Source organism: Actinomadura sp. WMMA1423 (genome assembly GCF_006547145.1).
Lineage (GTDB): Bacteria > Actinomycetota > Actinomycetes > Streptosporangiales > Streptosporangiaceae > Spirillospora.
Genome location: NZ_CP041244.1, coordinates 8,971,921 through 8,998,641 on the forward strand (window position 1 = coordinate 8,971,921; position 26,721 = coordinate 8,998,641).

Annotated in this window: 29 protein-coding genes; 18 read left to right on the top strand and 11 right to left on the bottom strand. The window is 71.5% G+C overall.

Annotated features, from left to right (window positions below):
• Positions 1 to 3: 3 nt before the first annotated feature.
• From FKD65_RS41330 to FKD65_RS41415, 18 genes are all read left to right on the top strand, one after another.
• Complete coding sequence (locus tag FKD65_RS41330; protein WP_141585254.1) at positions 4 to 1,569, top strand: ATP-binding cassette domain-containing protein; 1,566 nt, start codon at positions 4 to 6, stop codon at positions 1,567 to 1,569.
• The gene (locus FKD65_RS41335) at positions 1,566 to 2,669 is read left to right on the top strand and encodes an ABC transporter permease (protein ID WP_141585256.1); all 1,104 of its coding nucleotides are present in this window, start codon (positions 1,566 to 1,568) and stop codon (positions 2,667 to 2,669) included. Before FKD65_RS41330 ends, FKD65_RS41335 begins: the two co-directional genes overlap by 4 nt.
• Positions 2,662 to 3,558 (top strand): ABC transporter permease, encoded by an 897-nt coding sequence (locus tag FKD65_RS41340; protein ID WP_141585259.1) that lies wholly within the window; start codon positions 2,662 to 2,664, stop codon positions 3,556 to 3,558. Before FKD65_RS41335 ends, FKD65_RS41340 begins: the two co-directional genes overlap by 8 nt.
• Positions 3,555 to 4,784, top strand: a complete 1,230-nt coding sequence (locus tag FKD65_RS41345) for a Tm-1-like ATP-binding domain-containing protein (RefSeq protein WP_141585261.1) — start codon at positions 3,555 to 3,557, stop codon at positions 4,782 to 4,784. The genes FKD65_RS41340 and FKD65_RS41345 overlap by 4 nt, the downstream gene beginning before the upstream one ends.
• Before the next feature lie 77 nt (positions 4,785 to 4,861).
• Positions 4,862 to 6,460: a GMC family oxidoreductase gene (locus tag FKD65_RS41350; protein ID WP_205718458.1), complete on the top strand. Its 1,599-nt coding sequence runs from the start codon at positions 4,862 to 4,864 to the stop codon at positions 6,458 to 6,460.
• The gene (locus tag FKD65_RS41355) at positions 6,457 to 6,930 is read left to right on the top strand and encodes a hypothetical protein (RefSeq protein ID WP_141585263.1); all 474 of its coding nucleotides are present in this window, start codon (positions 6,457 to 6,459) and stop codon (positions 6,928 to 6,930) included. Before FKD65_RS41350 ends, FKD65_RS41355 begins: the two co-directional genes overlap by 4 nt.
• Before the next feature lie 47 nt (positions 6,931 to 6,977).
• Entirely contained in the window at positions 6,978 to 7,841 is an 864-nt protein-coding gene (locus FKD65_RS41360) for a phosphoenolpyruvate hydrolase family protein (protein WP_141585265.1), read from the top strand.
• A complete protein-coding gene (locus FKD65_RS41365; protein ID WP_141585267.1) occupies positions 7,838 to 8,206 on the top strand; it encodes a cupin domain-containing protein in 369 nt (122 codons plus the stop codon). Before FKD65_RS41360 ends, FKD65_RS41365 begins: the two co-directional genes overlap by 4 nt.
• Positions 8,203 to 9,561 (top strand): MmgE/PrpD family protein, encoded by a 1,359-nt coding sequence (locus FKD65_RS41370; protein ID WP_141585269.1) that lies wholly within the window; start codon positions 8,203 to 8,205, stop codon positions 9,559 to 9,561. Before FKD65_RS41365 ends, FKD65_RS41370 begins: the two co-directional genes overlap by 4 nt.
• On the top strand, positions 9,558 to 10,250 hold the full coding sequence (locus FKD65_RS41375; protein WP_141585271.1) for an MmgE/PrpD family protein: 693 nt from the start codon (positions 9,558 to 9,560) through the stop codon (positions 10,248 to 10,250). Before FKD65_RS41370 ends, FKD65_RS41375 begins: the two co-directional genes overlap by 4 nt.
• Positions 10,247 to 10,882 (top strand): cysteine hydrolase family protein, encoded by a 636-nt coding sequence (locus FKD65_RS41380; RefSeq protein ID WP_141585273.1) that lies wholly within the window; start codon positions 10,247 to 10,249, stop codon positions 10,880 to 10,882. Before FKD65_RS41375 ends, FKD65_RS41380 begins: the two co-directional genes overlap by 4 nt.
• Before the next feature lie 22 nt (positions 10,883 to 10,904).
• Positions 10,905 to 11,207 carry an NIPSNAP family protein gene (locus FKD65_RS41385; RefSeq protein WP_141585276.1) on the top strand — a complete coding sequence of 101 codons (303 nt, stop codon included), beginning with the start codon at positions 10,905 to 10,907 and terminating at the stop codon, positions 11,205 to 11,207.
• A complete protein-coding gene (locus FKD65_RS41390; RefSeq protein ID WP_168221365.1) occupies positions 11,204 to 12,703 on the top strand; it encodes an aldehyde dehydrogenase family protein in 1,500 nt (499 codons plus the stop codon). The genes FKD65_RS41385 and FKD65_RS41390 overlap by 4 nt, the downstream gene beginning before the upstream one ends.
• Positions 12,700 to 13,032 (top strand): Dabb family protein, encoded by a 333-nt coding sequence (locus FKD65_RS41395; RefSeq protein ID WP_141585280.1) that lies wholly within the window; start codon positions 12,700 to 12,702, stop codon positions 13,030 to 13,032. The genes FKD65_RS41390 and FKD65_RS41395 overlap by 4 nt, the downstream gene beginning before the upstream one ends.
• Positions 13,029 to 13,895, top strand: coding sequence for an NAD(P)-dependent oxidoreductase (locus tag FKD65_RS41400; RefSeq protein ID WP_141585282.1), 867 nt, complete (start codon positions 13,029 to 13,031; stop codon positions 13,893 to 13,895). The genes FKD65_RS41395 and FKD65_RS41400 overlap by 4 nt, the downstream gene beginning before the upstream one ends.
• Positions 13,892 to 14,800, top strand: a complete 909-nt coding sequence (locus tag FKD65_RS41405; RefSeq protein WP_141585284.1) for an alpha/beta fold hydrolase — start codon at positions 13,892 to 13,894, stop codon at positions 14,798 to 14,800. The genes FKD65_RS41400 and FKD65_RS41405 overlap by 4 nt, the downstream gene beginning before the upstream one ends.
• The gene (locus tag FKD65_RS41410) at positions 14,797 to 15,282 is read left to right on the top strand and encodes a VOC family protein (protein WP_141585287.1); all 486 of its coding nucleotides are present in this window, start codon (positions 14,797 to 14,799) and stop codon (positions 15,280 to 15,282) included. The genes FKD65_RS41405 and FKD65_RS41410 overlap by 4 nt, the downstream gene beginning before the upstream one ends.
• Entirely contained in the window at positions 15,266 to 16,510 is a 1,245-nt protein-coding gene (locus tag FKD65_RS41415) for an amidohydrolase family protein (RefSeq protein WP_141585289.1), read from the top strand. The genes FKD65_RS41410 and FKD65_RS41415 overlap by 17 nt, the downstream gene beginning before the upstream one ends.
• A gap of 239 nt (positions 16,511 to 16,749) precedes the next feature.
• Here the strand turns inward: FKD65_RS41415 and FKD65_RS41420 are convergent, their stop codons facing one another.
• The 11 genes from FKD65_RS41420 to FKD65_RS41470 form a co-directional block, all read right to left on the bottom strand.
• On the bottom strand, positions 16,750 to 17,112 hold the full coding sequence (locus FKD65_RS41420; protein ID WP_141585291.1) for a transcriptional regulator: 363 nt from the start codon (positions 17,110 to 17,112) through the stop codon (positions 16,750 to 16,752).
• Positions 17,109 to 17,879 (bottom strand): hypothetical protein, encoded by a 771-nt coding sequence (locus FKD65_RS41425; RefSeq protein WP_141585294.1) that lies wholly within the window; start codon positions 17,877 to 17,879, stop codon positions 17,109 to 17,111. The genes FKD65_RS41420 and FKD65_RS41425 overlap by 4 nt, the downstream gene beginning before the upstream one ends.
• Before the next feature lie 1,171 nt (positions 17,880 to 19,050).
• Complete coding sequence (locus tag FKD65_RS41430; RefSeq protein WP_141585296.1) at positions 19,051 to 20,037, bottom strand: glycosyltransferase family 4 protein; 987 nt, start codon at positions 20,035 to 20,037, stop codon at positions 19,051 to 19,053.
• A gap of 20 nt (positions 20,038 to 20,057) precedes the next feature.
• On the bottom strand, positions 20,058 to 20,696 hold the full coding sequence (locus FKD65_RS41435; protein WP_141585298.1) for a hypothetical protein: 639 nt from the start codon (positions 20,694 to 20,696) through the stop codon (positions 20,058 to 20,060).
• A 129-nt stretch (positions 20,697 to 20,825) separates the two neighbouring features.
• Positions 20,826 to 22,082: a glycosyltransferase gene (locus tag FKD65_RS41440; RefSeq protein ID WP_141585300.1), complete on the bottom strand. Its 1,257-nt coding sequence runs from the start codon at positions 22,080 to 22,082 to the stop codon at positions 20,826 to 20,828.
• A gap of 407 nt (positions 22,083 to 22,489) precedes the next feature.
• On the bottom strand, positions 22,490 to 22,681 hold the full coding sequence (locus FKD65_RS41445) for a hypothetical protein (RefSeq protein ID WP_141585302.1): 192 nt from the start codon (positions 22,679 to 22,681) through the stop codon (positions 22,490 to 22,492).
• Between the two features lie 142 nt (positions 22,682 to 22,823).
• Positions 22,824 to 23,711, bottom strand: coding sequence for a fumarylacetoacetate hydrolase family protein (locus FKD65_RS41450; RefSeq protein WP_141585305.1), 888 nt, complete (start codon positions 23,709 to 23,711; stop codon positions 22,824 to 22,826).
• Complete coding sequence (locus FKD65_RS41455) at positions 23,708 to 24,124, bottom strand: RidA family protein (RefSeq protein ID WP_141585307.1); 417 nt, start codon at positions 24,122 to 24,124, stop codon at positions 23,708 to 23,710. The genes FKD65_RS41450 and FKD65_RS41455 overlap by 4 nt, the downstream gene beginning before the upstream one ends.
• A 51-nt stretch (positions 24,125 to 24,175) precedes the next feature.
• Positions 24,176 to 24,664, bottom strand: a complete 489-nt coding sequence (locus FKD65_RS41460) for a cupin domain-containing protein (RefSeq protein ID WP_141585310.1) — start codon at positions 24,662 to 24,664, stop codon at positions 24,176 to 24,178.
• A gap of 37 nt (positions 24,665 to 24,701) precedes the next feature.
• Positions 24,702 to 25,094, bottom strand: coding sequence for a hypothetical protein (locus FKD65_RS41465; protein ID WP_141585313.1), 393 nt, complete (start codon positions 25,092 to 25,094; stop codon positions 24,702 to 24,704).
• Positions 25,081 to 26,718: an FAD-dependent monooxygenase gene (locus FKD65_RS41470; protein ID WP_141585315.1), complete on the bottom strand. Its 1,638-nt coding sequence runs from the start codon at positions 26,716 to 26,718 to the stop codon at positions 25,081 to 25,083. The genes FKD65_RS41465 and FKD65_RS41470 overlap by 14 nt, the downstream gene beginning before the upstream one ends.
• Between the last annotated feature and the right edge of the window lie 3 nt (positions 26,719 to 26,721).

The window sequence follows — 26,721 nt, forward strand, 5'->3', positions numbered from 1 at the left end:
GCCATGCGAGCCCGACCACACGAGAGAACCGGACCCGCCGCGGCGGGCGGCGCGCACCGCGCCGGAGCACCCGTCACCTGCCAGGACGTCTCGGTACTTTTCGGTGACTTCCGTGCCCTCGACGGAGTCAGCGGGACCTTCACACCGGGCAAGGTGCACGCCATCGTCGGCCAGAACGGCGCCGGCAAGACCACCTTCGCGCGGGTGCTGGCCGGTCTGGTCGAACCCTCCGGTGGCACCGTCCGGGTGGGAGAGCACCTGCTCGCCGGAGGGAATGTCGCCGAGTCCCGCAGACAGGGCGTGGAACTGGTCCATCAGCACTTCGCGCTGCCCTCGGACTTCACCGTCGCCCAGGCACTGGAACTGTTCAACGACGAGCACCGCCCCCTCGGCGGCTTCTCCAAGGCAGGTTTGCACCGCAGGGCGCGGACGCTGCTGGAGGACGGGGGAGCCGCCGTGGCCCCGGACGCCCTGATCGGCAGGCTGCCGATCGAGACGATGCAGGCGGTCGAGATCGCCCGCGCCCTCGCCTCCGGCCCCCGCGTGCTGGTCCTGGACGAACCCACGGCGGTCCTGCCGCCGCCCGCGATGCGCGGGCTGTTCGACCGGCTGCGCGACCTGGCCGCCGCGGGCCTGTGCGTGATCGTGGTGCTGCACAAGCTGGACGAGGTGTTCGCGGTCGCCGACACCGTCACCGCGCTGCGCGCCGGCAGGCTCGTCCTGGAGCCGACGCCCATCGGCGACCTGGAGCCGGCGGACGTGTCGCGGGCCATCATCGGCGGCGCATCGGTCAAGGAGGTGCCGGCCGTCGCCGAACCCGCGCCGGACGCCCCGGCGGTGCTGAGCACGACCCGGCTGAACGCGCGGTCCGGGTCGCACGACGCGGCCGCGGTCGACGTGTCGCTGGAGATCCGCGCAGGAGAGATCGTGGGCGTCGCCGGTGTCGAGGGCAACGGGCAGCGCAGCCTCGTCGAGGCGCTCGTCGGGATGGCGCCGCTGCGCGGCGGGACGGTGTCCCTGGCCGGCGCCGACGTCTCGGGGGCCTCGGTGCGGCGGCGCCGCGACCGCGGCCTGCGCGTCATCCCCTTCGAACGCAACGTGGAAGGGGTCAGCCTCAGCAGCGCCCTGTGGGAGAACCACGCCGCCCCGCGGCGCGCCGGGGACGGGCCGATGCTCGATCCAAGGGCCCTGCGGGAACGGTGCCGGGAGGCGCTGGACCGCTGGCGGGTCGCGTACCGGGCCGAGACCCAGCCGGCCGGGAACCTGTCCGGCGGCAACGTCCAGAAGACCGTCCTGGCGCGCGAGATCACCGGTGACGTGCGGGTCCTCATCGCCGCGCACCCGACACGCGGGCTGGACATCGCCGCGGCCGGTGACGTGCGGGCGGCGCTGGTGGACGCCGCCGCGTCCGGCGCCGCCGTCCTCGTCGTCAGCGCGGACCTGGAGGAGATGTTCGAGGTGTGCCATCGCGTACTGGTGATGTTCGCCGGGCGCGTGGTGGCCGAGTTCGACCGGCCCTTCGATCTGGACCGGGTGGGCGGCGCCATGGTGAGGGGTGAGGCGGCGTGAGGTTTCGGCCAAGGCCGGCCGCGGCCCGGCCCGTCGCGGTCATCGGCGCGTCCCTGCTGCTGGTCCTCGGCATATTCGCCGTGTCCGGCTATGACGTGGGGGCGATCGGCGCGGGGACGATCGACGGCAGCGTCGGCTCGCCGGCCGCGTGGACGCAGACGATCCGCTGGGCCATTCCGCTGCTCATCATCGCGCTCGGCGTCGGGCTCGCCTTCCAGGCCGGCTACTTCAACATCGGCGCCCAGGGACAGATGTACGTCGGGGCGATCGGCTCCCTCGTCGTCGGCCTGGGGTGGCGGGACGGTCCCGCGCTCGTCGTGGTCCCCTGCGCCTTCGCGGTGGGGATCGCGCTCGGCGCGCTGTGGTCGCTGCTGCCCGGGGTGCTGCGGACGCGGCTCGGTGCCGACGAGGTCGTCACCAGCCTGATGATGAACTTCATCGCCGTGCTGCTGCTGGAGTGGGTCTGCACCGGCCCGCTGAAGAGCCGCGACGGCACCGGCCAGGCGGCCACGACCGACCAGTTGCCGGGGGCCTTCCGGCTCAGCGACGGCAGCGGCGTCTCGCCCGCCCTGTTGATCCTGTGCGCCCTGCTCGTGGCGGGCGCCGTGGTCCTGACCGGCCGTACGCGGCTCGGCTTGGAGATCCGCCTCGTCGGACGCAACCCGGTGATGGCGCAGTGGATGGGCATCCGCGCCTCCCGGGTCGGCCTGGTGGTCTTCGCGCTGAGCGGTGCGGCGGCCGGGCTCGCGGGCGCCGTCGAGGCGTACGGCCCGTCGGGCGGCCTGCGGGTCGGGTTCTCGCCGATGGTCGGCTTCATGGCGGTCATCGTGGCGCTGGTCGGCACGTTCGGTCCGCTCCGCACGCTGCTGGCCGCGGTGTTCTTCGGCGCGCTGCGCGCCGCCACGATCTATCTGCCGGTCGTGAGCGACCTGCCGCAGGCGGGTCTCGACATGCTCAACGGGATGGTCGCCTTGTGGATCACGGTGTCCACGGTGCCCGCCCTGCTGAGACGCCGGCGGACGCGGGCCGCGGCCCGCGCCGGCGATCCGTCCGGTGGGCCCGCCCGCCGCGATCCGGAGGTGGTGAACTCCCGTGGTTGACTTCCTGGGGACCTGCCTGCAGGCCGCCACGCCCATCTGGCTGGCGGCGCTCGCCGGAATGTTCGCCCAGCGCAGCGGCGTCCTGCACCTCGGCCTGGAGGGGCTGATGCTCAGCGGCGCGTTCGTCGCGACCGCCACCGCCATCCGCACCGGGTCGGTTCTCGCGGCCATCGCCGCCGCCATCGTCGTGAACGTGCTGCTGTCCCTGCTGTTCTGGGTGCTGGTCACGCATTTCAAGGCGAACGTGCTTATCGTCGGCCTCGGCCTGTCGATGACCGCCGCCGGGGCGACGGGCTACGCCCTGGTGGCCTTCTTCGACACCGAGGCGGCCATCGAGTCGCCCGTCGGGCTGCCGCGGCCGCTCGGCGCGCTCGGCGGGCCGCTCGCCGACCTGTCGGTGCTGACGTTCGCGGCGTTCGCGCTGACCTGGCTGTCGTGGTGGACGCTCCGGCGGACCCGGGCCGGGCTGAAGCTCAGCGCCTGCGGCAGCGACCCGTTCGCGGCGCGCAGCGCCGGCGTCCCGGTGGACCTCTACCGGATGGCGGCGCTGCAGGTCGCCGGGTTGCTGTGCGCGCTGGCCGGCACGGAGTTGTCGCTGGCCCAGGTGCGGTCCTTCTCCGACAACATCGCGCAGGGCCGCGGCTACCTCGCCTTCGCGGCGGTCCTGCTCGGCGGGCTGGCCCCGGTCGGAGTCTCGGCCGCGGCGCTGTTCTTCGGGACCGCGCTGGCCTTCGGCATCCAGTCGCAACTGGACTTCAACGGCGTCCTGCCGCCGCAGTTCGTGCTCATGCTGCCCTACGCGGCGACCATCGCCGCCATCTCGGCCACGGTCGTGATCAAGCGGCGCCGGGGAGAGCAGCCACCAGTGATCATGGAGCGGACGCTGTGAGCCGGGTCGTCCTCGCGGGAGCGCTCGACACCAAGGGCGCCGAGTACGCCTACGTCCGGGACCTGCTGGCGGCCGCGGGCATGCGTCCGCTGCTGGTCGACACGGGTGTCCGCGGGGAGCCGCAGACCCGGCCCGACGTGACCCGCTCGGAGGTGGCGCGGGCCGCGTCCCGCGACCACCGGGAGATCGCCGCGCTCGCCACCCGGGCGGAGGCGCTGGAAGCCATGGCCGAGGGGGTGGCCGCCCTGCTCGGGTCTCTGCGGGATGCGGGCGAGGCGGACGCCGCCTTCGGCATGGGCGGCTCGGGGGCGCTGAGCGTGCTTGCTCCGGGCTTCCGGGCGCTGCCGCTGGGGGTGCCCAAGATGATCGTCACCACGATGGCCTCCGGTGACACCCGCCCCCACGTGGGAGCCAGCGATCTGCTCCTGGTCCCTTCCATCGTGGACATCGCCGGGCTCAACACGGTGAGCCGCTTCGTCCTCGAACGCTCGGTGGCGATGCTGGCGGCCCAGTTGGGGCACCCGGTGCCGTCCGCGAGGGGTGGGGACGGAACGCCGATGGTGGCCGCCAGCATGTTCGGGGTGACGACCGCCGGCGTGTCGCGAGCCTGCCGGCTACTGGAGTCGCGGGGCCTGGACGTCCTGGTCTTCCACGCCAACGGGCTCGGCGGCAGGACCCTCGAGTCGCTGGCCGAGGACGGATGGCTGTCGGGGGTTCTCGATCTGACGACGACGGAGCTGGCCGACGACCTCGCCGGCGGCGTGGCGAGTGCGGGGCCGGACCGCCTGACCGCCGCCGGCCGGCGGGGGATCCCGCAGGTCGTGTCCACCGGAGCGCTGGACGTCGTCAACTTCGGGGCGCCGGAGACCGTACCGGAGCCGTACCGGGAGCGGCGGCTCTACTCGCACAACCCGACGGCGACGCTGATGCGCACCGATCCGCGGGAGGCCGCCGTCCTCGGCGAGCGGCTCGGCACGAAGCTGTCGGCCGCGCGCGGACCGGTCGTCTTGCTGCTGCCCACCGGCGGGACGTCAGCCCTGTCGGAGCCTGGCGGCGCGTTCCACTGGCCCGAGGCGGACGCGGCGCTCGAACGAGCGCTGCTGGGCTCCCTGGCCCCCCACGTCGCCGTGGAGCGTTCCCCGGCGGCACTGAACACCCCGGCGTTCGGCGAGCAGGCGGCGCGACTGCTGCTGGCCCGGCTCGCCGGGACGCCGGCGGAGCGGTAGCCGCCGACCGTGATGGACATCCCGCCCAAACGACTGGTGCGGGTGGCCCGGAGGAAAACGAAGGAAAGGACGGGGATGTGCGCGACGACTGCGACGTCCTGATCGTCGGCGCCGGCCCCTCGGGCGCGGTCGCCGCCCAGGAGTTCGCCCGCGCCGGGATGCGGGTCACGTGCCTGGAACAGGGTGACTGGCCCGACTACGAGAAGGCGCGCGCGGGCCATGCCGACTTCGAACTCGTGTCCCGCAAGCACTGGAACTGGGATCCGAACCAGCGCCGCGCCGGCGGTGACTATCCCATCGACGACGCCGAGTCGGACGTCACCGCCCTCATGTACAACGGTGTCGGCGGCAGCACCGTCCTGTACGCGGCGCACTGGGAACGCTTCCTGCCCTCGGACTTCCGCACCCGCACCATGGACGGTGTCGGCGACGACTGGCCGATCGGGTACTGGGACCTGGAGCCCTACTACGACGAAGTCGAGCGGCAGTTCGCCGTCAGCGGGCTCGAGGGCGACCCGGCCCTCCCTCCGAGCACGCCGCCGCCGCTGCCGCCCGTGCCGCTCAACAAGCTCGGCCGGCGGGGCGCGGAGGCGCTGAACAGGCTCGGTTGGCACTGGTGGCCCGGCAGCAACGCCATCGCCACCGCCGAGTACGGCCCCCTGCACGCGTGCGCGCAGCGGACGGCCTGTCCGTTCGGCTGCCCCACCGGAGCCAAGGCGTCCGCGGACCGCACCCACTGGCAGTCCCTTGCCAAGGACCAGGTGCGCCTGACGGTGCGGGCGACGGTCGAGCAGGTGCTCCTGGACGACCGGGGCCGCGCCGCCGGCGTCACCTACCTCGACGCCGGCGGAGTCCGCCATGAGGTTCGCGCCGGCGTCGTGGTGCTGTGCGCCAACGCGATCGGCACGCCCCGCATCATGCTCGCGTCGGCCGACGGGTGCGGGGTCGCCAACTCCAGCGGCCTGGTCGGCAGGCGCCTCATGATGCACCCGTTCGGCAACGCGATCGGGATCTTCGACGAGGACCTGGAGTCCTGGCGCGGGCCGCTCGGCCAGTACCTGCACTCCCTGGAGTTCTACGAGACCGACCGGTCGCGCGGCTTCGTGCGCGGCGCGAAATGGAACCTGATCCCCTCCGGCGCGCCGCTGTCGTTCATGCTCCCGGGCACCTGGGGGGACGAACCGGTGTGGGGGCCGAACTTCACCCGGCTGCTGCGCGAACGGCTGGGCCGCTCGGCGATCTGGGGCGTCATCTGCGAGGACCTGCCCGACCCCGCGAACCGGGTGCTGCTGGACGACGCGACCACCGCGGACGGAGTCCCGGGCGCGCGGATCCAGTACCGCACGTCCGACAACACGCGGGCCATGATGGCCTGGCACCTGGAGCGCCTCTCCGAGGTGCTCGACGCCATGGGAGCCACCAAGAAGATCCTCAATTCGGGTCTGCGCGGCACCGGATGGCATCTGATGGGCACGGCCGTGATGGGCGAGGACCGTGAGGCCTCCGTGGTCGACCCGCACGGCCAGTGCCATGACGTGCCCAACCTCTACGTCTTCGACGGCTCGGTCTTCCCGACGTCCTCCGGCGTCAACCCCACCGCGACCATCGCGGCCAACGCGCTGCGCTGCGCCCGGTCCCTGGTCGCCCGCCGCCGCGAAGTGGAGGTGGCCTCATGACCAGCGCGGAGAGTGGGAAGACACAGGACGGGGCCGTGCCGCCGGAGGCCCGCCGGAGGCTCGGGCAGGTCGCGGACGCGCTGATCGAGGCCGGCGCGGGGCTTCCGTCCGGGACGCAGGCCGGTGTGCACACCGGCCTGCTCGACCAGGTGGTCAAGGCGCGGCCCGACCTCGTCCCGCCGCTGCTGCGGGCGCTGGACGAGCTGGGACCCGCCCTCGACCTCGCGGCGGTCGAGCGGCTGGCCGAACGGCGGCCGGAACTGCACGAGGTGCTGACGCTGGTCGTCGCGGGCGGCTACCTGATGTCGCCGCGCGTCGCCGCGCTGCTGAAGTACCCCTTCCAGGAAGCCAAGATCGTCGATCCGCGAGAGATCGCGGTCGTGGTCGAGGAGGGCCTGCTCGACCCGGTCGCCGAACGCGCGCCCCTCTACCGGCTGCCCCCCGACGCACCGCCGGAGCGCCGCCCGTGACCGGGCGGGGAGGAAGCCCGTCCCACACCCACTTGGAGGTAACGGCAATGAGCCGCCAGCAGCACGTTCCCCTGTTCCACGAGCGGGTCAGGTCGGGCCGCGCCCTGATCGGCGCGGGCGCCGGCACCGGACTGTCCGCCAAATGCGCGGAGGAGGCCGGTGTCGACTTCATCGTCATCTACAACGCGGGCAGGTTCCGTATGGCCGGGCGCGGGTCGATGGCCGGGATGATGCCCTACGGCAACGCCAACGACATCGTCGTGGAGATGTCCGCGGAGGTCCTCCCGGTGGTGCGCAGGACACCGGTGCTCGCCGGCGTCTGCGCCACGGACCCGTTCAAGAACATCCCGCTGTTCCTGCGGCAGCTCAAGGAACTCGGGTTCGCGGGGGTGCAGAACTTCCCGTCGGTCTGCCTCCTGGACGGCAGCGTGCGGGCGGACCTGGAGGCCACCGGTTACGGCTTCGACAAGGAGGTGGAGATGGTCCGCACCGCCCGCGAGATGGACCTGATCACGGCCGCCTACGTGCGCACCGAGCAGGAGGCGCGCGACATGGCCGCCGCGGGCGCCGACATCGTCGTGGCGCACGTCGGGCTGACGACCGCGGGGATGATCGGTGCCAGGTCCCCCATGTCGCTGGCGGACGCGGCGGCACGGACGCGGGAGATCCGCGACGAGGCCAAGTCCGCGCGCGAGGACGTGCTGGTCGTGTGCCACGGAGGACCGATCGCCACGCCCGGCGACGCTCAGGAAGTGCTGCGGATGGTCCCGGGGGCGGCCGGTTTCCTGGGCGCGTCCAGCATGGAGCGGCTGCCTGCGGAGACCGCCCTCGTCGACACCATGCGGCGCTTCACCGAGGTCTCCGTCGAACCCGCCGCCGACGGCCCGCACGAGAGGGAGGTCATGGCGTGAAGCTCTTCCGTACCGCGGATCTGCTGAAGGACCCCGCACCGGTCCCCGAACCGGAACGCTTCACCGGCGCCGCGTTCAGCTCCTCCGTCCAGGGGTGCCCCACCGGCAAGGCGACCACCGCGCTGATCCGGCTCGACCCGGGCGTGCGCGGCCACTGGCACAGCCACGCCGACGGCCAGGTGATCCACATCGTGGCGGGATCCGGCTTCGTCGGGCGCCGCGGCCGCGACCCGTTGGAGGTGACCGGGGGCGACATCGTGTGGATCGAGCCGGGAGAGGAGCACTGGCACGGGGCCTCCGACGCCGGGCTGGCCCAGCTGGCCGTCTCCTTCGGCGCCATCACCTGGCTGGAGCCGAGCACATGACCACCGGTGCCGAACCCTCCTACGAGGAGATCGCCGAGGCGGTGCTCGACGCCGCCTCCCGGCCGCTCCCCGGCGAGGTGGCGAAGGCCGCGCGCCGGACGCTCTTCAACGTCCTGGCGGTGGCCCTGGGAGCGTCCGGCTCCCCCCAGGTCGGCAGACTCGCCGCCGCCCTGGCCGCACCGACCGGCGTGCCCGCGGCTCCCGGGGTGCGCGGGAACGCGAGCCCGGCCGACGCGGCGCTGATCACCGGATTCGCCGCGCACCTGGACGACTTCGACGACACCCACCTGGTGACGGTCATCCACCCCGGAGCGAGCGTCCTCGGTGCGGCATGGGCGGCGGGCTGGCCCGCCGGCGCCTCCGGACGGGACCTGCCGGCGGCCTTCGCCCTCGGCTGCGAGGTGCAGCTGCGGCTCGGCCTGGCGGTCAGTCCGGAGCACTACGACCGGGGCTGGCACATCACCGGTACCTGCGGGGTCGTCGGAGCCGCGGTCACCGCCGGGCTGCTCGGCGCGGCCGGTCGCGACCGGCTGGCGGCCGCACTCCGGCTGGCGTCCCTTCAGACGCTCGGGCACCGGGAGGCGTTCGGTACCGAGGTCAAGCCCTTCCACGCCGGGAAGGCGGCCGCGGGCGGGGTACTGGCCGCCGCGGAGGCCGTCCGCGGCCGGTTCACCGCGGGCGCCGCGGCCGTCCTCCCGGACACCGGCGGGCTGCTGCGCGCCCTCGCGCCCGGGGGGCGGTCCCCTGGCCGCCTTCTCGACGGGTTCGGGACGCGTTGGGAGCTCGCCGACAACACCTTCAAGCCCTACCCCTGCGGCATCGTCGCGCACCCCGGCATCGACGCGGCCGTCGGAGCCCACGACCGCGGTGTGGCCCCGGCGGACGTCGTCCGGATCCGCTACCGCTGCCACCCGCTGGTTCCGGAGCTGATGGGGCGGCTCGACCCGCGGACCGGTCTGCAGGCGCGCTTCTCGGCGGTGCACGGGGTGGCCGCCGGCCTGGCCCGCGGCACCGGCGGGCTCGCCGAGTTCGGCGACGCGGCGGTGGCCGACCCGGTGCTGGCCCGCCTGCGGGCGCGCGTCGAGCTGTGCCCGGAACCCCGCATGCCGCGGGAATCGGCCGTACTGGAGATCCACACCGTCGAGCAGGGAACCGTCGTGTCGGCCGTCGAGCACGCGCGGGGAAGCCTGCTGCGCCCGCTGACCGACGACGAGCTCATCGGCAAGGCCGAGGCCCTGGCGCCCGGACGGGCGAGGGCGATCTGGGAGGCGGTCGCGCGCCTGGGGGAGGGGTCCGGACCGGGGACCGTCCAGGCGCTGCTGGAGGAGACCCGGAGGGAGGCGGTGGCCCGATGACCGGGACGACCTTGAGCATCGCCGGTTTCGTCGCCGGGACGCCCGTGCCGCCGGCCGTGGCCGCCGCCGCGACGGCTCTGTGCGAGAACCTGTCCGGGCTGGAGTCAGCGTCCGTCCGCGACCAGCGGGCGGCGGTCGCCTACTGGGTCGCCTGCGCGGTCCTGCATCACGCCGGCAGCGCCGACGCCCGCGCGACGGAGAGTCTGGCCGCCGGGCTGGAACCCGCTCTGCGGGTGCGCGGCTCGCTGGACGGCCACGTCGTGGGCGGGTGGGATCCGGTGGGCGCGGCCGTGCTCGTCGGGTCCGCCTGCGCCGCCGCCCGCCACGACGGCCTCGACGGGGAGGCGACGGCCCGCGCGGTCGGCATCGCCGTCACCCAGGCGTCCGGACTGGAGATCCTGTCGGACACCCCGCTCGGAACGTTCCAGCGACGCATGGCCGCCCGCAACGGACTGGAGGCCGCACGGCTCGCCGGCGCGGGCATGACCGCTCCCGTCACCGGCCTGGAAGGAAGGCGCGGCCTGTACGCGCTGATGGCACCCGCCGCGGACCCGGCCGCCGCGGCCGACCGGCTCGGCCGGCGGTGGCTCGTCGCCGCGCTCCCGACCGCGGAAGGCCGGACCCCGCCGCCCGGCCGGGAGGAGCGGCGGTCGAACCCGGTCGAGCGAGCCGCGGAGGCACTGTCATGACGGCGACCGCCGCGCTGGCCGACCGGCTGCGGCCGGACCGGACGGCGCTCATCCTCATCGACCTGTCGAACGACTTCGTCCACCCGCGCGGCAAGACAGCCACCGTGGGCGGCCGGGACGTCGGCCACGCCCAGCGGATCCTGCCCGTCGCCGCCGACCTCGCGGAGGCCGCCCGCGACGCCGGGGTGACCGTGATCCACAGCCAGCACACCACGCTGCCGGGCGGCGCCGGCGACTCACCGGTGTGGCGGGACGCGCGCTCACGCGCCGCGTACTCCGCCCCCGACATCTGCCTCGACGGATCCTGGGGGCAGGAGATCGCCGAGGAGGTCGCGCCCCGCCCCGGAGACCATGTCGTCAAGAAGTACCGCTACGGCGGCTTCACCGGGACCAACCTGGAACTGATCCTGCGCAGCCTGGGACGCGACAGCGTCCTCTGCTGCGGCGTCTCCACCAACGTCTGCGTGGACACCACCGCCCGCGAGGCGTTCGCCCGCGACTTCTACGTCACGATCGCCGCCGACGCCTGCGCGTCGTGGGACATGGGTCTGCACGCCGCGGCGCTCCGCACCGCCGAGAGCCGGTTCGCCGTGGTGGCGGCGACCGGGGACGTCCTTGCCGCCTGGACCTGACCGAATCCGACGAGGAGGCCACATGATCGCAGAACTGCGCTACTACACCATCACGCCCGGCCACACCGACGCGCTGCTCGACCAGTTCACCGGCACCAGCCTGCCCCTGTTCGCCAAGCACGGCATCACCGCGCACGGCCCCTGGCTGCGGCGGCTGACCAAGGGGGAGCAACTCGTCTACGTCCTGGAGTTCGCCGACGAGCACGACCGCGAGACCCGCTGGACGGCGTTCCGCGAGGATCCCGAATGGCAGGCGGTCGTCGAGGCAGGCCGGGGCCAGGTTCCGCACATCGCGGGCAGCGAGATCGTGGAGCTGAGCCGATGAGCTCCCTTGACACCGCCGTCCGCGTCCACGGCCACCACATCGCCGGAGAGCGGGTCGACGGCCCGCTCCTGGAACGACGCGCCCCCGCCTCGAACAGGGTCGTGGCCCGCTACGCCGCCGGCACGGCGGACGACGTGGACGCCGCGGCCTGCGCCGCCGCCCGGGCGTTCGCATCCGCGGAATGGCGGCGCACCCCCGCGATGGCCCGAGCCGGGCTCCTGGAGAACCTGGCCGCACTTCTGGAACACGACGCCGACCGGCTCGCCGCCCTCGACTCCGAGGAGGTCGGGAAGCCGCTGGCGTTCGCGCGCGGCGACATCGAACTCGGCATCGCGCACGTCCGGCAGGCCGCGGCGCTCGCCCGCACGTCCAAGGGTGAGGCCTACACCGGCCTGGCGCCCGCGTACACCGCGCTCGCGACCCGGGAACCGGTGGGGGTCGCCGCGCTGATCATCCCGTGGAACTTCCCGGCGCTCGTCCTCCTGCAGAAGCTCCCCTACGCCCTGGCCGCCGGATGCGCCGTGGTGGTCAAGCCGTCGGAGTTCACCTCCGGCAGCGCGCTGGAGATCGCCGCCCGCTGCGAGGACGCGGGCTTCCCGCCCGGGGTGGTGAACGTGGTCACCGGCACGGGGCCCGGCGCCGGGCTGCCCATGGTGACCCACCCCCTGGTCTCCTACGTCTCGTTCACCGGATCGACGCGCGTCGGCCGGGAGGTGATGCGCGCGGCCGCCGACTCCCTCACCCGGGTCGGGCTGGAGTTGGGCGGCAAGACCGGCAACGTGGTCTTCGCCGACGCCGACCTGGAAGCCGCGGCCGACGGCATCGTCTTCGCCGCCTTCGCCAACCAGGGGGAGTCGTGCGTCGCCAGCTCGCGGCTGCTCGTCGACGAGACCGTGGCGGACGACTTCACCGCCGCCGTCGCCGCCCGCGCGTCCGCGCTGCGGGTGGGGATGCCCGACGACCCTCGGGCCGACATCGGGGCGCTCATCCACCACGAGCACCGGGACCGGGTCCACGCGGCCGTGCTCGCCGGGGTCGACGCCGGCGGGAAGGTCCTGACCGGGGGGAGTCCACCCGACGACCCCGAACTGGCGGAGGGCGCCTTCTACCGGCCGACCGTGATCGCCTCCGTGGACCGCGAGTCGCCGGTGTTCCAGAAGGAGGTCTTCGGGCCCGTCCTGTCGGTGACGACGTTCGGCACCGACCGGGAGGCCGTCGAGCTGGCGAACGCCACCGAGTACGGCCTCGCCCAGTCCCTGTGGACCAGGGACCTCGACCGCGCTTTCGCGGTCAGCGGCGAGCTGCGGGCCGGCACCGTCTGGGTGAACACCGCCAGCGACGGGTCACCGGCGCTGGCGTTCGGCGGCGTGAAGGCGTCCGGCTTCGGACGCGAGGGCGGCGAGGAGGGGATGCGGGAGTTCACCGAGTACAAGACGGTGCAGTTCCGCGGAGAACCCCGCGTGAGCCCGTTCGCCGGAGCGGAGTCGGCCCGATGAGCCTCGTCCACATCGTGCTCGTCAGGCCCCGGGACGGGCAGGAGGCACGGGCGGACGACCTCACCTCCCGGCTCGCCGCGCTCGCCGCCGAACTGGGCGCCGGCGACGTCTACGCCGGCCCCGACGTGAGCATCGAGCCGTTCGGCGGCGGCTACACGACCGGGCTCGCCATCGCCTTCCCCGGTGAGCGCGCCCGTGACGCCTACCTTCGAAACCCCCGGCACGCCGAGTTGGCCCGCGAACTGCCCGCGGCGGCCGATTCGGTGCTGGTCGTCGACCTGCCGGCGGCCGCCACCGGCCTCGCATCCCAGGGAGCGCAGCGGACATGACGGAGAGCATCGGCTTCATCGGCCTCGGCGCGATGGGGCTCGGAATGGCCGGCAACCTCGTCAAGGGCGGCCACGAAGTACACGGATACGACCCCTCGCCGGAACGCCGCGAGAAGGCCGCCGAGGCGGGCGTCCGGCTGGTGGCCTCCCCCCTGGAGGCGGCCAGGGCGTCCTCGGGCGTGGTCCTGTCCGTGGTGCGGGACGCCGCGCAGACCCGCGAGGTCCTGCTCGGCGAGCACGGCGTCGCCCGGGAGGGCCGTCCGCTCACCGTCGTCGTGGCCAGCACCCTCGACCCCGCCACGATGCGCGCGCTGGCGGCCGAACTCGGCGGACACGGCGTGACCGCCGTCGACGCGACCATGTCCGGGGGGCCCTGGGGCGCCGAGGCGGGCGCACTGACGCTGATGGTGTCGGCCGCACCCGAGGTGTTCGGGCGGCTTCGCCCCCTCCTGGACCTCATGGGCCGCAACATCTTCCATGTCGGCGAGGAGGTGGGCACCGCCCAGGCGGCCAAGCTCGCCGTGCAGCTCACCTTCGGCGTCAACATGATGGGCGTGTACGAGGCGATCCGTCTGGCCGACGAGTTCGGGGTTGGTGAAGACCAGTTGATGGAGATGCTCTCGGTCAGCGTGGGCGGCAGCTGGGTCGTGGACAACTGGCGGCGTGTCAAGCCCTGGTGGGAGCACTACGTGCCCGGCGAGGACCTCGACATCCTCCTGAAGGACATGCGGTCGGTGCAGCGGGAAGCGGACAGTGGCGACTTCCCCATGCCCGTCACCGCGTTGGCGTTCCAGCTCATGCGGCATGTGTGGCCGGCGTGGGCCGCGCTCAAGGCCGCCCGGGCGGGGGAGGCACCGGAATGACCACCGTGACGACCCCCGACGGCACCCGCCTGGCGGTCGAGGTGGCAGGGGCCGGCCCGCCCCTGCTCTTCCTGCACGAGGTGGCCGGTGACCTGCACGACTGGCGAGCGCAGGTGGCGCATTTCGCCGACCGGTACACCTGCGTCCGCTACAACGCGCGCGGCTACCCGCCGTCCGACGTCCCGGTCGGCTCGGACAGCTACGGGCAGCACATCGCCGTCCAGGACGCGATCGCCGTCCTGGACGGGCTCGGCCTCGACGCCGCCCACGTCGTAGGCCTCTCGATGGGCGGCTTCTGCGCCGTCCACCTGACGCTGCAGCACCCGGAACGCTGCCTCAGCGCGACGGTGGCCGGAGCCGGGTACGGCTCGGCGCCGCACCAGCGGGCCGGGTTCACCGAAGAGGCGCGCACGGCCGCCCGCATGTTCCGGGAGGACGTGCGGGCTGCCGCGGACGCCTACCAGAACGGGCCCACGCGTGTGCAGTACCGGCTCAAGGACCCCGACGGATGGCGGTCGTTCGGCGAACGGCTGGCCGGACGGGACCCGATCGGCATGTCGCTGACGTTCTCCCAGGTCCTCGCCGAACGTCCCTCGCTGTACGACCTGCGCGACCGCCTGGCGGTGGTGCGGACCCCCGTGCTGCTGGTCGTCGGCGACGAGGACGACGGCTGCCTCGACGTCAAGGTCATGCTCAAGCGGACCATCCCCGGGGCCGCCCTGGCGGTGCTGCCGCGTACCGGCCACACGCTCAACCTCGAAGAGCCCGCGGCGTTCAACGCGGTGCTCGACGACTTCCTGGACAAGGTCACCCACGGCCGGTGGGCGCCCAGGGACCCCGCCACCCTGGGCCGGGGCCTTGTCGGAATGACGTCCGCACACCCCGAAGCAGAGGAGTTGCCATGACCGCCGATGGAGATGACGCCCCGACCGTCCGCCAACTGCGTCTCGTGATCGAGGCGGAGGACTACGAGGCCGCCGTCGCCTTCTTCCGCGACGCGCTCGGCCTCCCCGAGCAGGCCGCGTTCTCCGGCGAGGGCGACGCCCAGGTGGTGATCCTGGACGCCGGCCGGGCCACGCTCGAGATCGCCAACCCGGCGCAGAAGCGGCTCATCGACGAAGTGGAGGTCGGCCGGCAGGTCGCACCGAAGTTCCGGGTCGCGTTCGAGGTCGGCGACACCCGCTCGGTCAACGACCGGCTGCTGGACGCGGGCGCCGAACCCGTCGCCCCGCCCACCGTCACCCCCTGGCAGTCGCTCAACGCCCGCCTGGACGCGCCCGGCGGCGTGCAGATCACGCTGTTCGAGGAACTGACGACCCTGGAGGAGCGCAGCGCTCTGGACGGGTTCGGCACGGAACAGGGCCGGCCCGATGCCACCGGAACCTGAACCGCTGCTGATCCGCGGCGCCCGCCTGCTCGACTCGACCGCCCCGGTCGACGTCCACCTGGCCGGCGGGCGGATCACCGCGATCGGCGACCTCCCGGCCCCGCCGGCCGCGAAGATCATCGACGCCGAGGGCGGGCTCCTGGCGCCCGCCTTCGTCGAACCCCATTTCCACATGGACAAGGCGCTCACACACCCGGACCTGCCACCGAGCGACCATGACCACCCTCTGGACGCCGCGCTCGAGCGCACCCGGTACGCCAAAGTCCGTTACACCCCAGAGGATCTGAGGGACCGCGCCACCACCGCGATCCGGCTCGCCGTCGGCCACGGCGTGGGAACGCTGCGCGCCCATGTCGACGTCGACCCGGTGGGCGGACTGTCGGCCCTCGGCGTCATGGCCGACCTGCGGGACAGCCACCGCGACCTGATCGACATCCAGCTCGTGGCGTTTCCCCAGGAGAGCATCGTCCGCGACCCCGGAGCACTTCCGCTCCTCCGCGAAGCCCTGGCCTCGGGCGCCGACGTACTAGGCGGGGCCCCCGACGTGGAGGAGCCCCAAGACCGGCTCCGGCACCTCGACCTGCTCGTCGAACTGGCCGCGGAGACCGGCGCGGACCTCGACGTCCACTGCGACTACAGCTACGACCCCGCCCAGCGCGACCTGGAGGAACTCGCGCGCAGAACCATCGACGCCGGCCTCATCGGCCGCGTCCGGGCCGGCCACTGCTGCGCCCTGGACGCCTACGACGAAACGACCGCCACCGAGGTCGTCGAAGCAGTGCTCGCCGCAGGGATCGCCGTCTGCGTCTGCCCGATGGGCAACCTGCTGCTGGTGGGGGACTCCGCCTGCCCCCCAGGCAGGGGAGTGGCCCGTCTCAGGTCCCTGCTCGCCCAGGGTGTCCCCGTCGCCGCGGGAGGCGACAACATGAACGACATGTGGTTCCCGTTCGGCCGCCTCGATCCGGCGGAGGTCGCCATGGTGACCGCCATCGCCGCCCGCATGTGGTCGGACCAGCAGCTCAGGCAGGTCTTCGACATGGTGACGGTGAACGCGGCGCACTATGTCGGCGCACCCGCCGAAGGCATCCATGTGGGAGCCGTGGCGGACCTGGTGCTGTTCTCGGCCACCCACCTCAGCGACGTGCTCCGGAATGCCCCCGGCCACCGAACCACCATCAAGCGAGGCCGCGTAGTGGGCGGCGCCACTTCAACCGTCTGGACGACCTGAAGCCGAGCTTCGCAGCTCCCCGAAGCGCTCACGCGGACGGTCGATCATCCTGAAGACGGGGTCGCGATGATCCACTCACCCCGCCGCACCCGCACTCCGCGCGGCGTGCACGCCGGCTCCACGCTCTCCGAGGTCAAGCGCGCTCCCCGCGTCCGACGCGCAGCCACGGCTTCCGGGGAGTCACCGCGCCCCGCAAGCACTGCGCAGCACCGGCCGTAGGTTTCGAGAGGCCGACCACATCATTCGCCTTCGGGTGTCTTTGTGGAGTCCGCGATGCCGTCGAGCCTGGCGACCAGATCGCGCAGGGCGGCCAACTCCTCTGCCAGCGCACGTGACCCCTTCGGGGTCAAACTGAGCCAGGTCCGGGGACGGCGGCCGTGGTAGCCCTTGTGAATGTCGATGTAGCCGGCCTCGTCCAGCGTCCGTAGATGTCGGGACAGATTGCCGTCGGTGAGGTTCAGGGTGTCGCGCAGATACCCGAATTCGGCACGGTCGATTTCGTGCAGCACCGTCATGATGCCGAGGCGGGTGCGGTGGTGGACGGTGTCGTTGAGGCCTTGCGTGGGGTGCGGAGCCCCTGGTGGCCCGCTCGTCTCCGTCATGCCTGGACTGGGGCCGCGGCGGTGACCGAACGCAGTCGCGCCCACGCCCGCAACTGGACGATCAGCGCGCCGACCAGCAGGACGGCGGCCAGCAGGATCAGGTTCTGTGCCGGGTTGAGCATTCCGTCGATCATGCCGCCGTACGGGGGCATGAGCCAAGGGGGGATTTGGCCGAGGCCGTAGCCGTTCATGATGACGCACAACCCCCCGTACACGAGACCGCAGACCGCGACCCCCGGGCTCCGCTCCACCTTGGCCAGGACCAGCAACCCGACCGCGATCGCCAGCAGAGGACTGACCACGGCACTCGCCACGAAACCATCGCCGAGGGGCGAAGACGCATCCTGTGCGCCGTGGTCCTGAGCGAACACGGCGAGCAAGAACACGGCGAACAGCGCCGTGCCCGTGTACGCCCAGGGCCGCCACCGCACGGTGAGGCCGACGCGGGCGGCCCGTCGCCGGTACCACCAGGCGCATGCCAGGTAGCTCAGCGGTCCCGTGATCAGCCAGAACGCGATCGAGAGGGCTCCCGATCGGTCGAAGCCGTTCAGCCCCGCATAACCGCTTGTCGAACCGGGTCTGCTCGCGCTGCCGCCGTCCGGCAGCGTCTCCATCGCGTGGAAGGGGTGGGAGTACAGGGGGATCGAGGCCACCGTCAGCAGGCCGAAGATCATCAGTGGGACCGCCGCCCCGCGCGCACGGGCACGGGTGAGCCGACGCAGCCTGGCCACCTCGTCGAGTATCTGGTCGGGGGACTGTGGATCCATGACGCCTCCAGCATCTTGTGCTTGGAAAGTACTTTGCAACAGCGAGTACTTTCGCGTCAAGAGTGCCGGTGACGCTCCTAGAGCAGGAGGACGGTCAGGGCGGCGCGTCTCGTGCCGTCGCCCGGGGACCCGCGCATGTGGCTGCCAGACGGCAACCGCCAGGCCTCTTAGCAGGTACGCCGGCCACCTAGGGCACGACCGCGATTCCCTCAGTACCCTGCAGCGGGGTGCGCGCCGCAGCCGAGGAACGGGTGCGCTTGCGATCGCGAGGGCGTCCGCGACAGCTGAGACACAATGGTGCGATGGCGAAGCCGAGCCGACGTGGCCTGGGGCGCGTGTTCAACGAGGTGGCGGAGCTCTACGACCGCCGCCATTCGAGGATCACGCGCACGCCAACGGAGAGGGTTGGGGATTGGTCGACGACCCCGGCGGCTTGTCCGGCTCGACGATCGTCCGCTGGTACCCGACCCGTTCCCGTCGTGATCGAGCCTTCGGTACACCGAGGTCGAGCGTAGGAGATCGGCGAAGCCGTCCCCGTCCAAACCCTTGCTCAACGCCGTCGCCGAACGCATCCGCACGCGGATGGACGACCGAGCATCGCGCCGGAGCCGATGACGCGCGCCCATTGCAGAGCACGTGCCTCTTCGGCGCGGGTGCCGACCATCAGGCTGAGCACCACGTAGGCGTGCAGTGCGTACGACTCGGGCTTCCAGGACGGCGTGGGCCTGAGCGAGCGTGAGCGCCTTGCTCGGCCGCCCGGCCTTCCGGCGAGGCGTTGTGACGAGTTCTGCCACGTTGCGTGCGGTTTTGTCTCGGGGCGGCGCGTGCCGGATCGAGCGCTTGAGGGGCGAGTGGACTCCTTGCAGGGAGCGCGTGCACAGCTCGCCGGTGAGTCCGTCGAGCGACCCGTCCACGGCGGCTGCGCGGAGCTCGCTGAGCTTGGCCCCGTCGGGTAGGGGATGACGTGCTTCTCGGCGAGGATGCGGTTGGTGGTGACCGTCTGGACGTCGCGCTCTTTGAGCCCCTTGAACAACCTGTCCTCGGCCGTTTAGTTCGCGGTCTCTCGGCCTCCAGCTCCTTGACGACCTTGTCCGGACGCCGGTTGTTGGCCCCGGACGAGACCGCCGAACCGGCCCTCCCCCCTGGTCGCTGCCCTCCGTCCCTGACCCGCCTATATGGCTTCATAAATGTCTAGGAGCCGCTGAAGATTGGCCCGGGAGTCGAACCTCGCTCCTAGTGCCGCCGCGCCTGCCGACCGCTGCGCGACCGCATCCCGGTCGCCTCTGAGCCGGTCGATCAACTGGGCGAAGCTCACGTCGTCACCGTAGGTGCAATCGTCGCCGTACTGGTCCTTGTACTGAGGGAGGTCACGCAGCAAAATCGGCTTGTGCAACGCGGCGGCCTCCAGGACCGTCATCGGGCAATTCTCCTGGAGCGAGGGAAGAAAGAAGAGGTCTGCGGCGGCGAGGTGGTCGAAGACGGTCGAGCGCGAACGCGGGCCCGTGAAGAAAACGTTGGAAGGAACGTTGCTCATCAGGCGCCGCATTTCGGATCGGCGGTCGGCCAGCGGGCCGAAGATGATCCCCCCGACCCAGTAGAACGACAGGTCCGGCAACGCTCGGGCGCACTCTACGAAGGTGCTGATCCCTTTCCGGGGCTGAACCTGCCCGACGCCGAGGACCACGAATGCGTCGGCGGGGACCCCAAGCCGCTCCCGCGCTTCTCCGCTGGACGGGGACCGCGCACGTATCGCCGCGACGTTCACCGTGTTGGGCACGACGTGCACCGGCTGGTCGACGCCCATCTGGACGAGTTCGTCGCGTACTGCCGGACTCACGGCCAGGACGGCGTCGGCCCCGTTGTAGAACGCGCGTAGATACCGAGTGAAGGCTGCGTTCCAGTGCCGGTGGGCGCGGAGGCTGCCGACGACCGACCCGGGAGTGAGGTGTGCCGTGACGACACGGCGGCGGCCGGTCATCAGCAGGCTCTTCGCGTACGGGCCGATCGTGTGCGCATGCTGAACATCGACGCGACGCGCGACATTTGTCGTGACATCGGCCACTTGGCGGAGCATGGAGACATGCTCGAGATAAGCGGAGTGCACCCCATGGCCGCCCACCGTAAGAGCGGATTCTGAAACGACGTTCACCTTGAGCACTCGTCCTCCCCGCAAGGGCGCTATGGCGCAGGGGGCATGTAGGATGCCTGGACACTGACCGCGTGCGAGTAAGCACGGTCGCTCGCCCGACTATTCTCCCAGAGTGCCCCAGCGAGGACGAAAGTAGCGAGCACAAGCACCGCGATATTGAGCGTGCTCAGGTTGAAAAGATGCCATCCCAACACTTCCGGGCCCTTGCCGGAGTACCTGTCGTATGTCTCGAACGTACTCGCCCCGACGAAGACGAGGTAAGCCAGGCCGTTCATGGCCTGCATTCCGATGACGCTCTTCCGGTTTCGTTCAACCCGGGTGTTCACCTGCGACTCCAGGAGCACCGGGCTTCGCATGAGGTCGTTGACGCGCGCCTCCAGGAATTTCTTGTAACCCGCCCGTTTCTCAACCTCGGTATAGAGCTGGATCAGGTACCCGAATGTGATGGCCAGCCCGTAGGGGGCGAAGACGATGGCCAACCAGTTCTTGCCCTCGTCGTGTTTGATGACACCCAACGTGAGTGCACCCACCGCGATCAGGCCCGAGAAGTTGATGAATCGGTCGGCCGTCATGAGCAGCTCGCGCATGGCCTTGGTAAGATCAGCCACCTCGGCGAGCAGGACCCGCAGAACCTGGTCATCCGTGGACTCGCCGACCGTTGCGTCCACCGCGAAGGGCGTGGGACGGGATACCTGTCCATTGTTGGAAGGCTGCCTTAGTGTGATCCGCATACTGTGCCTTCCCTTTGGACCTGGCGGACGTCAGAGCTTAGTAGGTGCCCTATCGCGGAGCAAGCGTCAGGCCAATTTTGGACTGGAGCCCTTCGCATCGTCATAGACCTGGGCTACTCGTGACGCGTATCGCACCGGTGTGTATTCTGCGGCAGTGCGGCGCGCACCCGAGGCCAGGCGGAACCTGATATCCGGCCGTTCCAGCAGAAGAGCCAACGTGGCGCCGAAACAGGCCGTGGAGCCCGCGATGTACCCGGTCTCACCATGACGGACCACGTCCGCGAGTGCGTCGTCCAGAACGACCGAGGGCACGCCCGCCAACGCGGCCTCGGCGATGACGAGTCCCTGTGTCTCCGTCAGGGAGGGGTGAGCGAGCACTGCGCTCGACGCGAGCAAGGGACCGATGAGTTCCGGCGGAACCGACCCCGCGAACGCCACGGCATGGGAGATCCCGAGCCGGGAGACGAGTCGTTCGTGGGCGCCTTTCGAACCGCCGTCCCCGATGATGTTCAGTCTAGCGTCTGGAACGGCCGGCAGGACGTGACGCGAGAAAGTTCGGAGTAGCGCGCCGACGTTCTTCTCGGGAGACAGACGGCCCACGCAGGTGACGACCGAATCGCCGTGATGGATGCGTTCCCTCGCCGCTTGGAGTCGCCGGACGGCCCGAGCATCGAGTGGACCATGCCGGGCCGCCGCAGAAGGGATGACATGTGGGGCATGGGACGGAACCATTTCAGAAATGGCAGCGCAAGCCTTTTCGGACGGTACGATGAGCTGGTCGAACAGCATCAATGTCTGGGCAAGCATGTGCCGATGGTGCGATGAGAGGTCGGTTCCGGCCGCGACCGCCCGCGCTGTTCCTCCGAGTGCTCTGCCAACTTCGGCCGCCCTGCCGGACATGAGTCCGATCGCATGCATGGTGGGAATGGCCAGGTTCATGACCGGATATGCTTTGCGGTAGGCCATCAAATCTGTATGCCAGGTGAGCACGCATGTCAACTTCGTTCGCCGACAATGCGCCGCCGCCAGCATCCCCAGTGAGCCCAGGGTGTGGACGTGGACCACGTCTGGACGGTGATCCCTGATCGCCCGGCCAAGTGCCTTCGGGGACACGAGGGCGAATCTGTAACCGCCCTGCCCAGTCCTGAAGGAACGCACCAGGTGGACGCGGTGACCTGCGGCGGGCACCGCGGCGGCCGCGCGGGGAGCCAGCACGGTGACCTCGTGGCCCAGCTCGCACAGCCCCGCGGCCAGGCATGCGACGGAGGCGGCCACTCCGTCCCGGTTCGGCAGGTAGTTGTCCGACACCAGCAGAACCCGCATCGATCATCTCCCGCAGGGGTCAAGAGGCAGCAGAAACCCCGGGGAAACGAGCCGTGACCCGGCGATCCGGCGGTCCGGTCCGACATCCTTCCCGCTGATTCGGCCGGGTGTCCAGCCGCCGACGGACGGGCGCGATCATTGACCGTTGTGGCGAGTAGGTTGCAGGCGATGTAGTCGCTGAAGTTGTTGCCCCAAGAGTGGCAGACGCTGCCCCGCTGCGTGGAAGATCAGGACGCCGTTCACGCCGCGCCGACCAGCGAATGCCATCATCCGTCGCTGGCGGTTGAGGCGTATTGGCGGGTTCTTGGATGGGGGCGCTGCGGTCTTTTGGGGGCGCGTGTCGAGCGGCGGGGGTCATGAGGTGATGTCGTGGGTGAAGGAGTGGCGGTCGCGGTTCTCGTCGGTGGTCAGGTGGATGTGCGCGTGGGGGCGGGCAGCAGCCGGAACATCACCAGCCATCGCTGGTCGAACTTCAGGTCGCGCATGACCGCGCGGGTGGATCGGCGGACGAGGCTGTTGGCGCCGTCGACACCCCAGCACGGTCCGGCGCGGCAGGCCGCGATGGATCCGGAGCCCGGATCGGCGTACTCGACATGCACGCCCCCGTCGTCCTGGAGCAGGCGGTGACCTCGACCGCGCCCAGGAAAGTGATCTCGGGAGTGGCCGGGGAGTTCGCCGCGATCTCTCGGCCGGCGCGCGGCTCTTGGACGGCGACCGGGTTGCGTGTGCCGCGCTGGAGGTTCAGGTCAGGGTGGTGCGGGTTACGTGGTTTCGTAGTTCGCCGAGGCGGTCGACCCTGGTGACGACGAGGTCGCCGTCGGCGAGGAAGATCTGCGGGTCGCGGGCGTTGCCGACTCCGCTCGGCGTGCCGGTGAGAACGACGTCGCCGGCGCGGAGCGTCATGCCCAGGGAGAGTTCGGCGATGAGACGTTCGAAGCGGAAGGCGACCTGTCCTGTCGAGGCGTCCTGCAGAAGCTTCCCGTTGACCTCGCACTGGACGCGCAGCGCGTAGGGGTCGGCGATCTCGTCGGCGGTGGTGATCCATGGTCCGAGGGGCATGGTCGCGTCGACGCTCTTGCCCTTCAGCCACTGCCCGCCGTGGGCCCGTTGCAGGTCGCGCTGCGAGACGTCGTTGGCCACGCAGTAGCCGAAGACGTGGTCGAGCGCGGTCTCCTCGGGGATCGACCGGCCGTCCTTTCCGATCACGATCGCGACCTCGGCCTCGTAGTCCCATTTCGTGGACAGGTCCGGGTCGAAGGCGATGTCGTCGTACGGTCCGATCACGGTGCCGGGCCCCTTGCCGAAGAAGGTCGGCCGGGTCGGCCGCGACTCCGGGTCCTGCCCTTCGCGTTTCCCGAGCGACTCGTCGAAGTGGTCCCAGTAGTTCCAGCCGGTGGCGAGGATGTCACGGTTGAAGCGTCGCAGCGGGGCGGTGAGCGTCACCTCGGCCAGGGGGCGCGGCGGGGCGTCCACCGCTGCCTCGGCGAGCGCCTGCAGAGCGGACGGGCCGCCGCGGACGGCGTCGTCGAGAGTGCCCGATCCCGGGGGGAGCAGCGCGACCGTCTCGCCGTCCGCCGATACCAGCCCGATGCGGGCCCCGTCGGCGTGGTGGACCGCGGCGAGCCTCACGCGTCCCCTCCCCGGCCGTCCCGGAGGACCGCGATCGCGTTGATCTCGATCAGGTAGTCCTTGTTCACGAACTTCGAGACCTCCACCAGCGTCGACGCGGGAGGTACGCCGGTGAAGTACTGCCGGCGTACGGCGTGGATCGCGTCGAAGTCCTCCATGTTGCGCACGTAGACGTCGACGCGCACGATGTCGTCCAGCGTGCCCCCGGCCGCTTCCATGGCGGCCCTGAGGTTCCGGCACACCTGATGAGTCTGCGCGGTGATGTCTCCGATTCCCTCGACCGTGCCGGATCTGGTGCGTGCGGTCATCCCGGACACGAAGACCAGTCGCCCTTGGGCACTTGCCGAGACGGCTTGGGCGAAATGACCGTTCGGGACGGCCAGGTCAGCGGATCTCACTTCCTGCTTGGGCATGGACGCCCGCCTTTCGGGTGGGTTGCGAACGAGCCGGCCGGGGCTCCGTGACTACCGCGCGTCGGCGGGGTCGGTGTACCACTCGGGTTGCGTCGGATAGTGCGGCCCGTCGTACGTCTCAAGCAGCACCGACTCCTCTTCGGCGAGGGTCGGGCCGTGCACGCTGCCCTTCGGGTTCCAGTAGAACGAGCCCCGGGTCAGCGTCAGCCCGGTGGGCAGGTACGTGTACCGCCCGGTCAGGCAGAACATGAACTGGTTGGACGCGTGGGAGTGGCGGGACGGGATCCCGGCGCCCTTCCGGAACCGGACGAGAGCGATGGACGCGCCTGTCGCGTCGTCGCGCCACAGCAGCCGCTGGGAGAGCCCGGCCAGCGTCTTGTCCACCCACTCCAGGTCGTCCGTGCGGAGCAGGACCTCACGGAACCGGCCGAGGACGTCCCCTTGGCCGTCCGTGACGAGCTGCTCGCGGGACCGGTCCGGTGCCGCACCGGAGTACGCGGCGGGATCGGAGACGTTGTCCGCCCATTCTTTCTCGGACATGCCCGCGGGGCACGGCGGGCGTGGTGCGACGAGCGGCTCAGGCATGTCCGGGTCCCCTTCCGGCCGCGCGCGGACCGTCCGCCGCGTCCTCCCCGAGCGCCTTCAGCTCGACGAGCCTGCTGTGATACCGGGTGGTCCCGCGGTTCGTCAGCATGTGGACCTCGCCGGGCTCGCGGTACACGACGCCGCCGAACGGCTCGTGCACGAGCCGCGGCTCGCCGCCGTCGAGGGGATCGATCCGGTTGTCCGCGGCGGCCAGCGCGATGACCAGGTAGGGGTTGCCGTGCCGGTGCCACGTCTGCCGCTCGCCCGGTTCGAGGACGATGTCCCAGATCCGGACGCTTGCGTTCTCGAAGACGATCCGCTGGCCGACCTCCCCGAGGGTGACCTCGGAACCGTCCGGGGCGATGGCGATCTCATCCGCTGACATGGGCTTCCTCTCTCCTGGAGTGCTCGGGCGCGACGGGGATGGGGCGGCCGACGGCGCGGGCGTACAGCTCGGCCGCGACGTCGCGCCCGGAGTGCGGGGCGAACGGCGCGATCGCCGCCACGTGCGCGTCCGGCCGGACGAGCACGACGGTGTCGGGAGGCACGCCGAACCGCTGTTCGACCCGGCCGCCGGGATCGAAGAGCGCACGCCGCCGCAGGCCGGAGTCGTGCGGTGCGTCCCACCGGCTGACGACGAAGCGGCGCAGCGCCGGGGACTCCGGGCCGACGACGCGGGGCCCGCGGCGCGTGTCGGTGAAGTACAGCGCGACGAAGCCGTCCGCGGCCAGGTCGTGCAGGAAGAGCATTCCCTCGTGGCCGAAGAGCGGGAGGTCGGGCGCGCGGTCCCCCGCCCGGACCGCGGTGGGCGCCGGCCCCGACTTCACCATCGACCAGTCGCCGGTGCCGTCGACGTCCAGGCGGACGCCGAGCAGGGAGCGGGTGAACGCGTTGCCCCAGTCGCCGTCGCCCATCGCCTCGACGCCGTTGGAACGCCGTGCCATGTAGACGCGTGCGGCCTCGGCCATCTGCCCGGCCCCCTGGACGGCGACCGGTGCCTGCTCGCTCTCGTATCCGTCGAGCAGTTCCTCGCCGGCCCAGCCGCGCAGCACCCACGCCAGCCGCCAGGGCAGGTTGGAGGCGTCGAGGACGCCGGTGTTGAGGCCGAGCGCCCACATGGGCGTGATCAGGTGGGCGGCGTCGCCCATGAGGAACATCCGCCCGTCCCGCCACCGGTCGGCCACCCGCTGGTGCACCGTGTAGACGTTGGTGCCGATGACCTCCAGCCCCGAGACGTCGCCGATGAACCTGCGGCACTTGTCCGCCAGCTCCCGCCGGGTGGGCTCGGGCCGGTCCGGCGCGAGGGGGTACAGGAACCGCCAGCAGTGCGGCTGGCGCACGAGGATCATCCACTCCTCGGGATCCCCGAAGTAGGCGAGGTAGGGATAGTCGCGGGGGTTCGCCACGTCGAGGTCGACCTTGAGATCGACGAGCATGTAGCGCTCGTCCAGCGTCCTCCCGCTGACGGCGATGCCGAGCCGGTCCCGCACCTGCGACCGCCCGCCGTCGCAGGCGAGCACGTATCGGGCCCGGACGGCGCGCGGACCGTCCGGGGTGTCGAGCCGCAGCTCCACATGGTCGTCCTTCTGGGTGAACCCGGTCAGGCGGTGGTTCATCCGCAGCGCGCCCGGGCACCGCTCGTCGAGTGCCGCCCTCAGCACCGGCTCCAGCTCGTGCTGGGGGATGTTGATCACGAAGGGGAACCGGGTGTCGTCGACGAGCGTGCCGGTCCGCACGCTGCGCGCCGACGTGTTGGTGGCGCGGTCGATGTCGCCGATCTCCTCCAGCCGCAACGACGCCTGGAGCACCCCGGGGAGCGCCCCGTAACGGTGCAGCACCTCCAGCGTCCGTGTGAGCACCGTTCCCGCCTTGGTGTCCAGCGAGAGGTCGGCGTCTTCCTCGAAGACCGCCACGGGCACCCCGTAGTGGGCCAGCCCCAGGGCCGTCGTGAGGCCGACCGGCCCGGCCCCGATCACGGCGACGGGAAGGTCCTCCGGCGGAACGGTCATGGC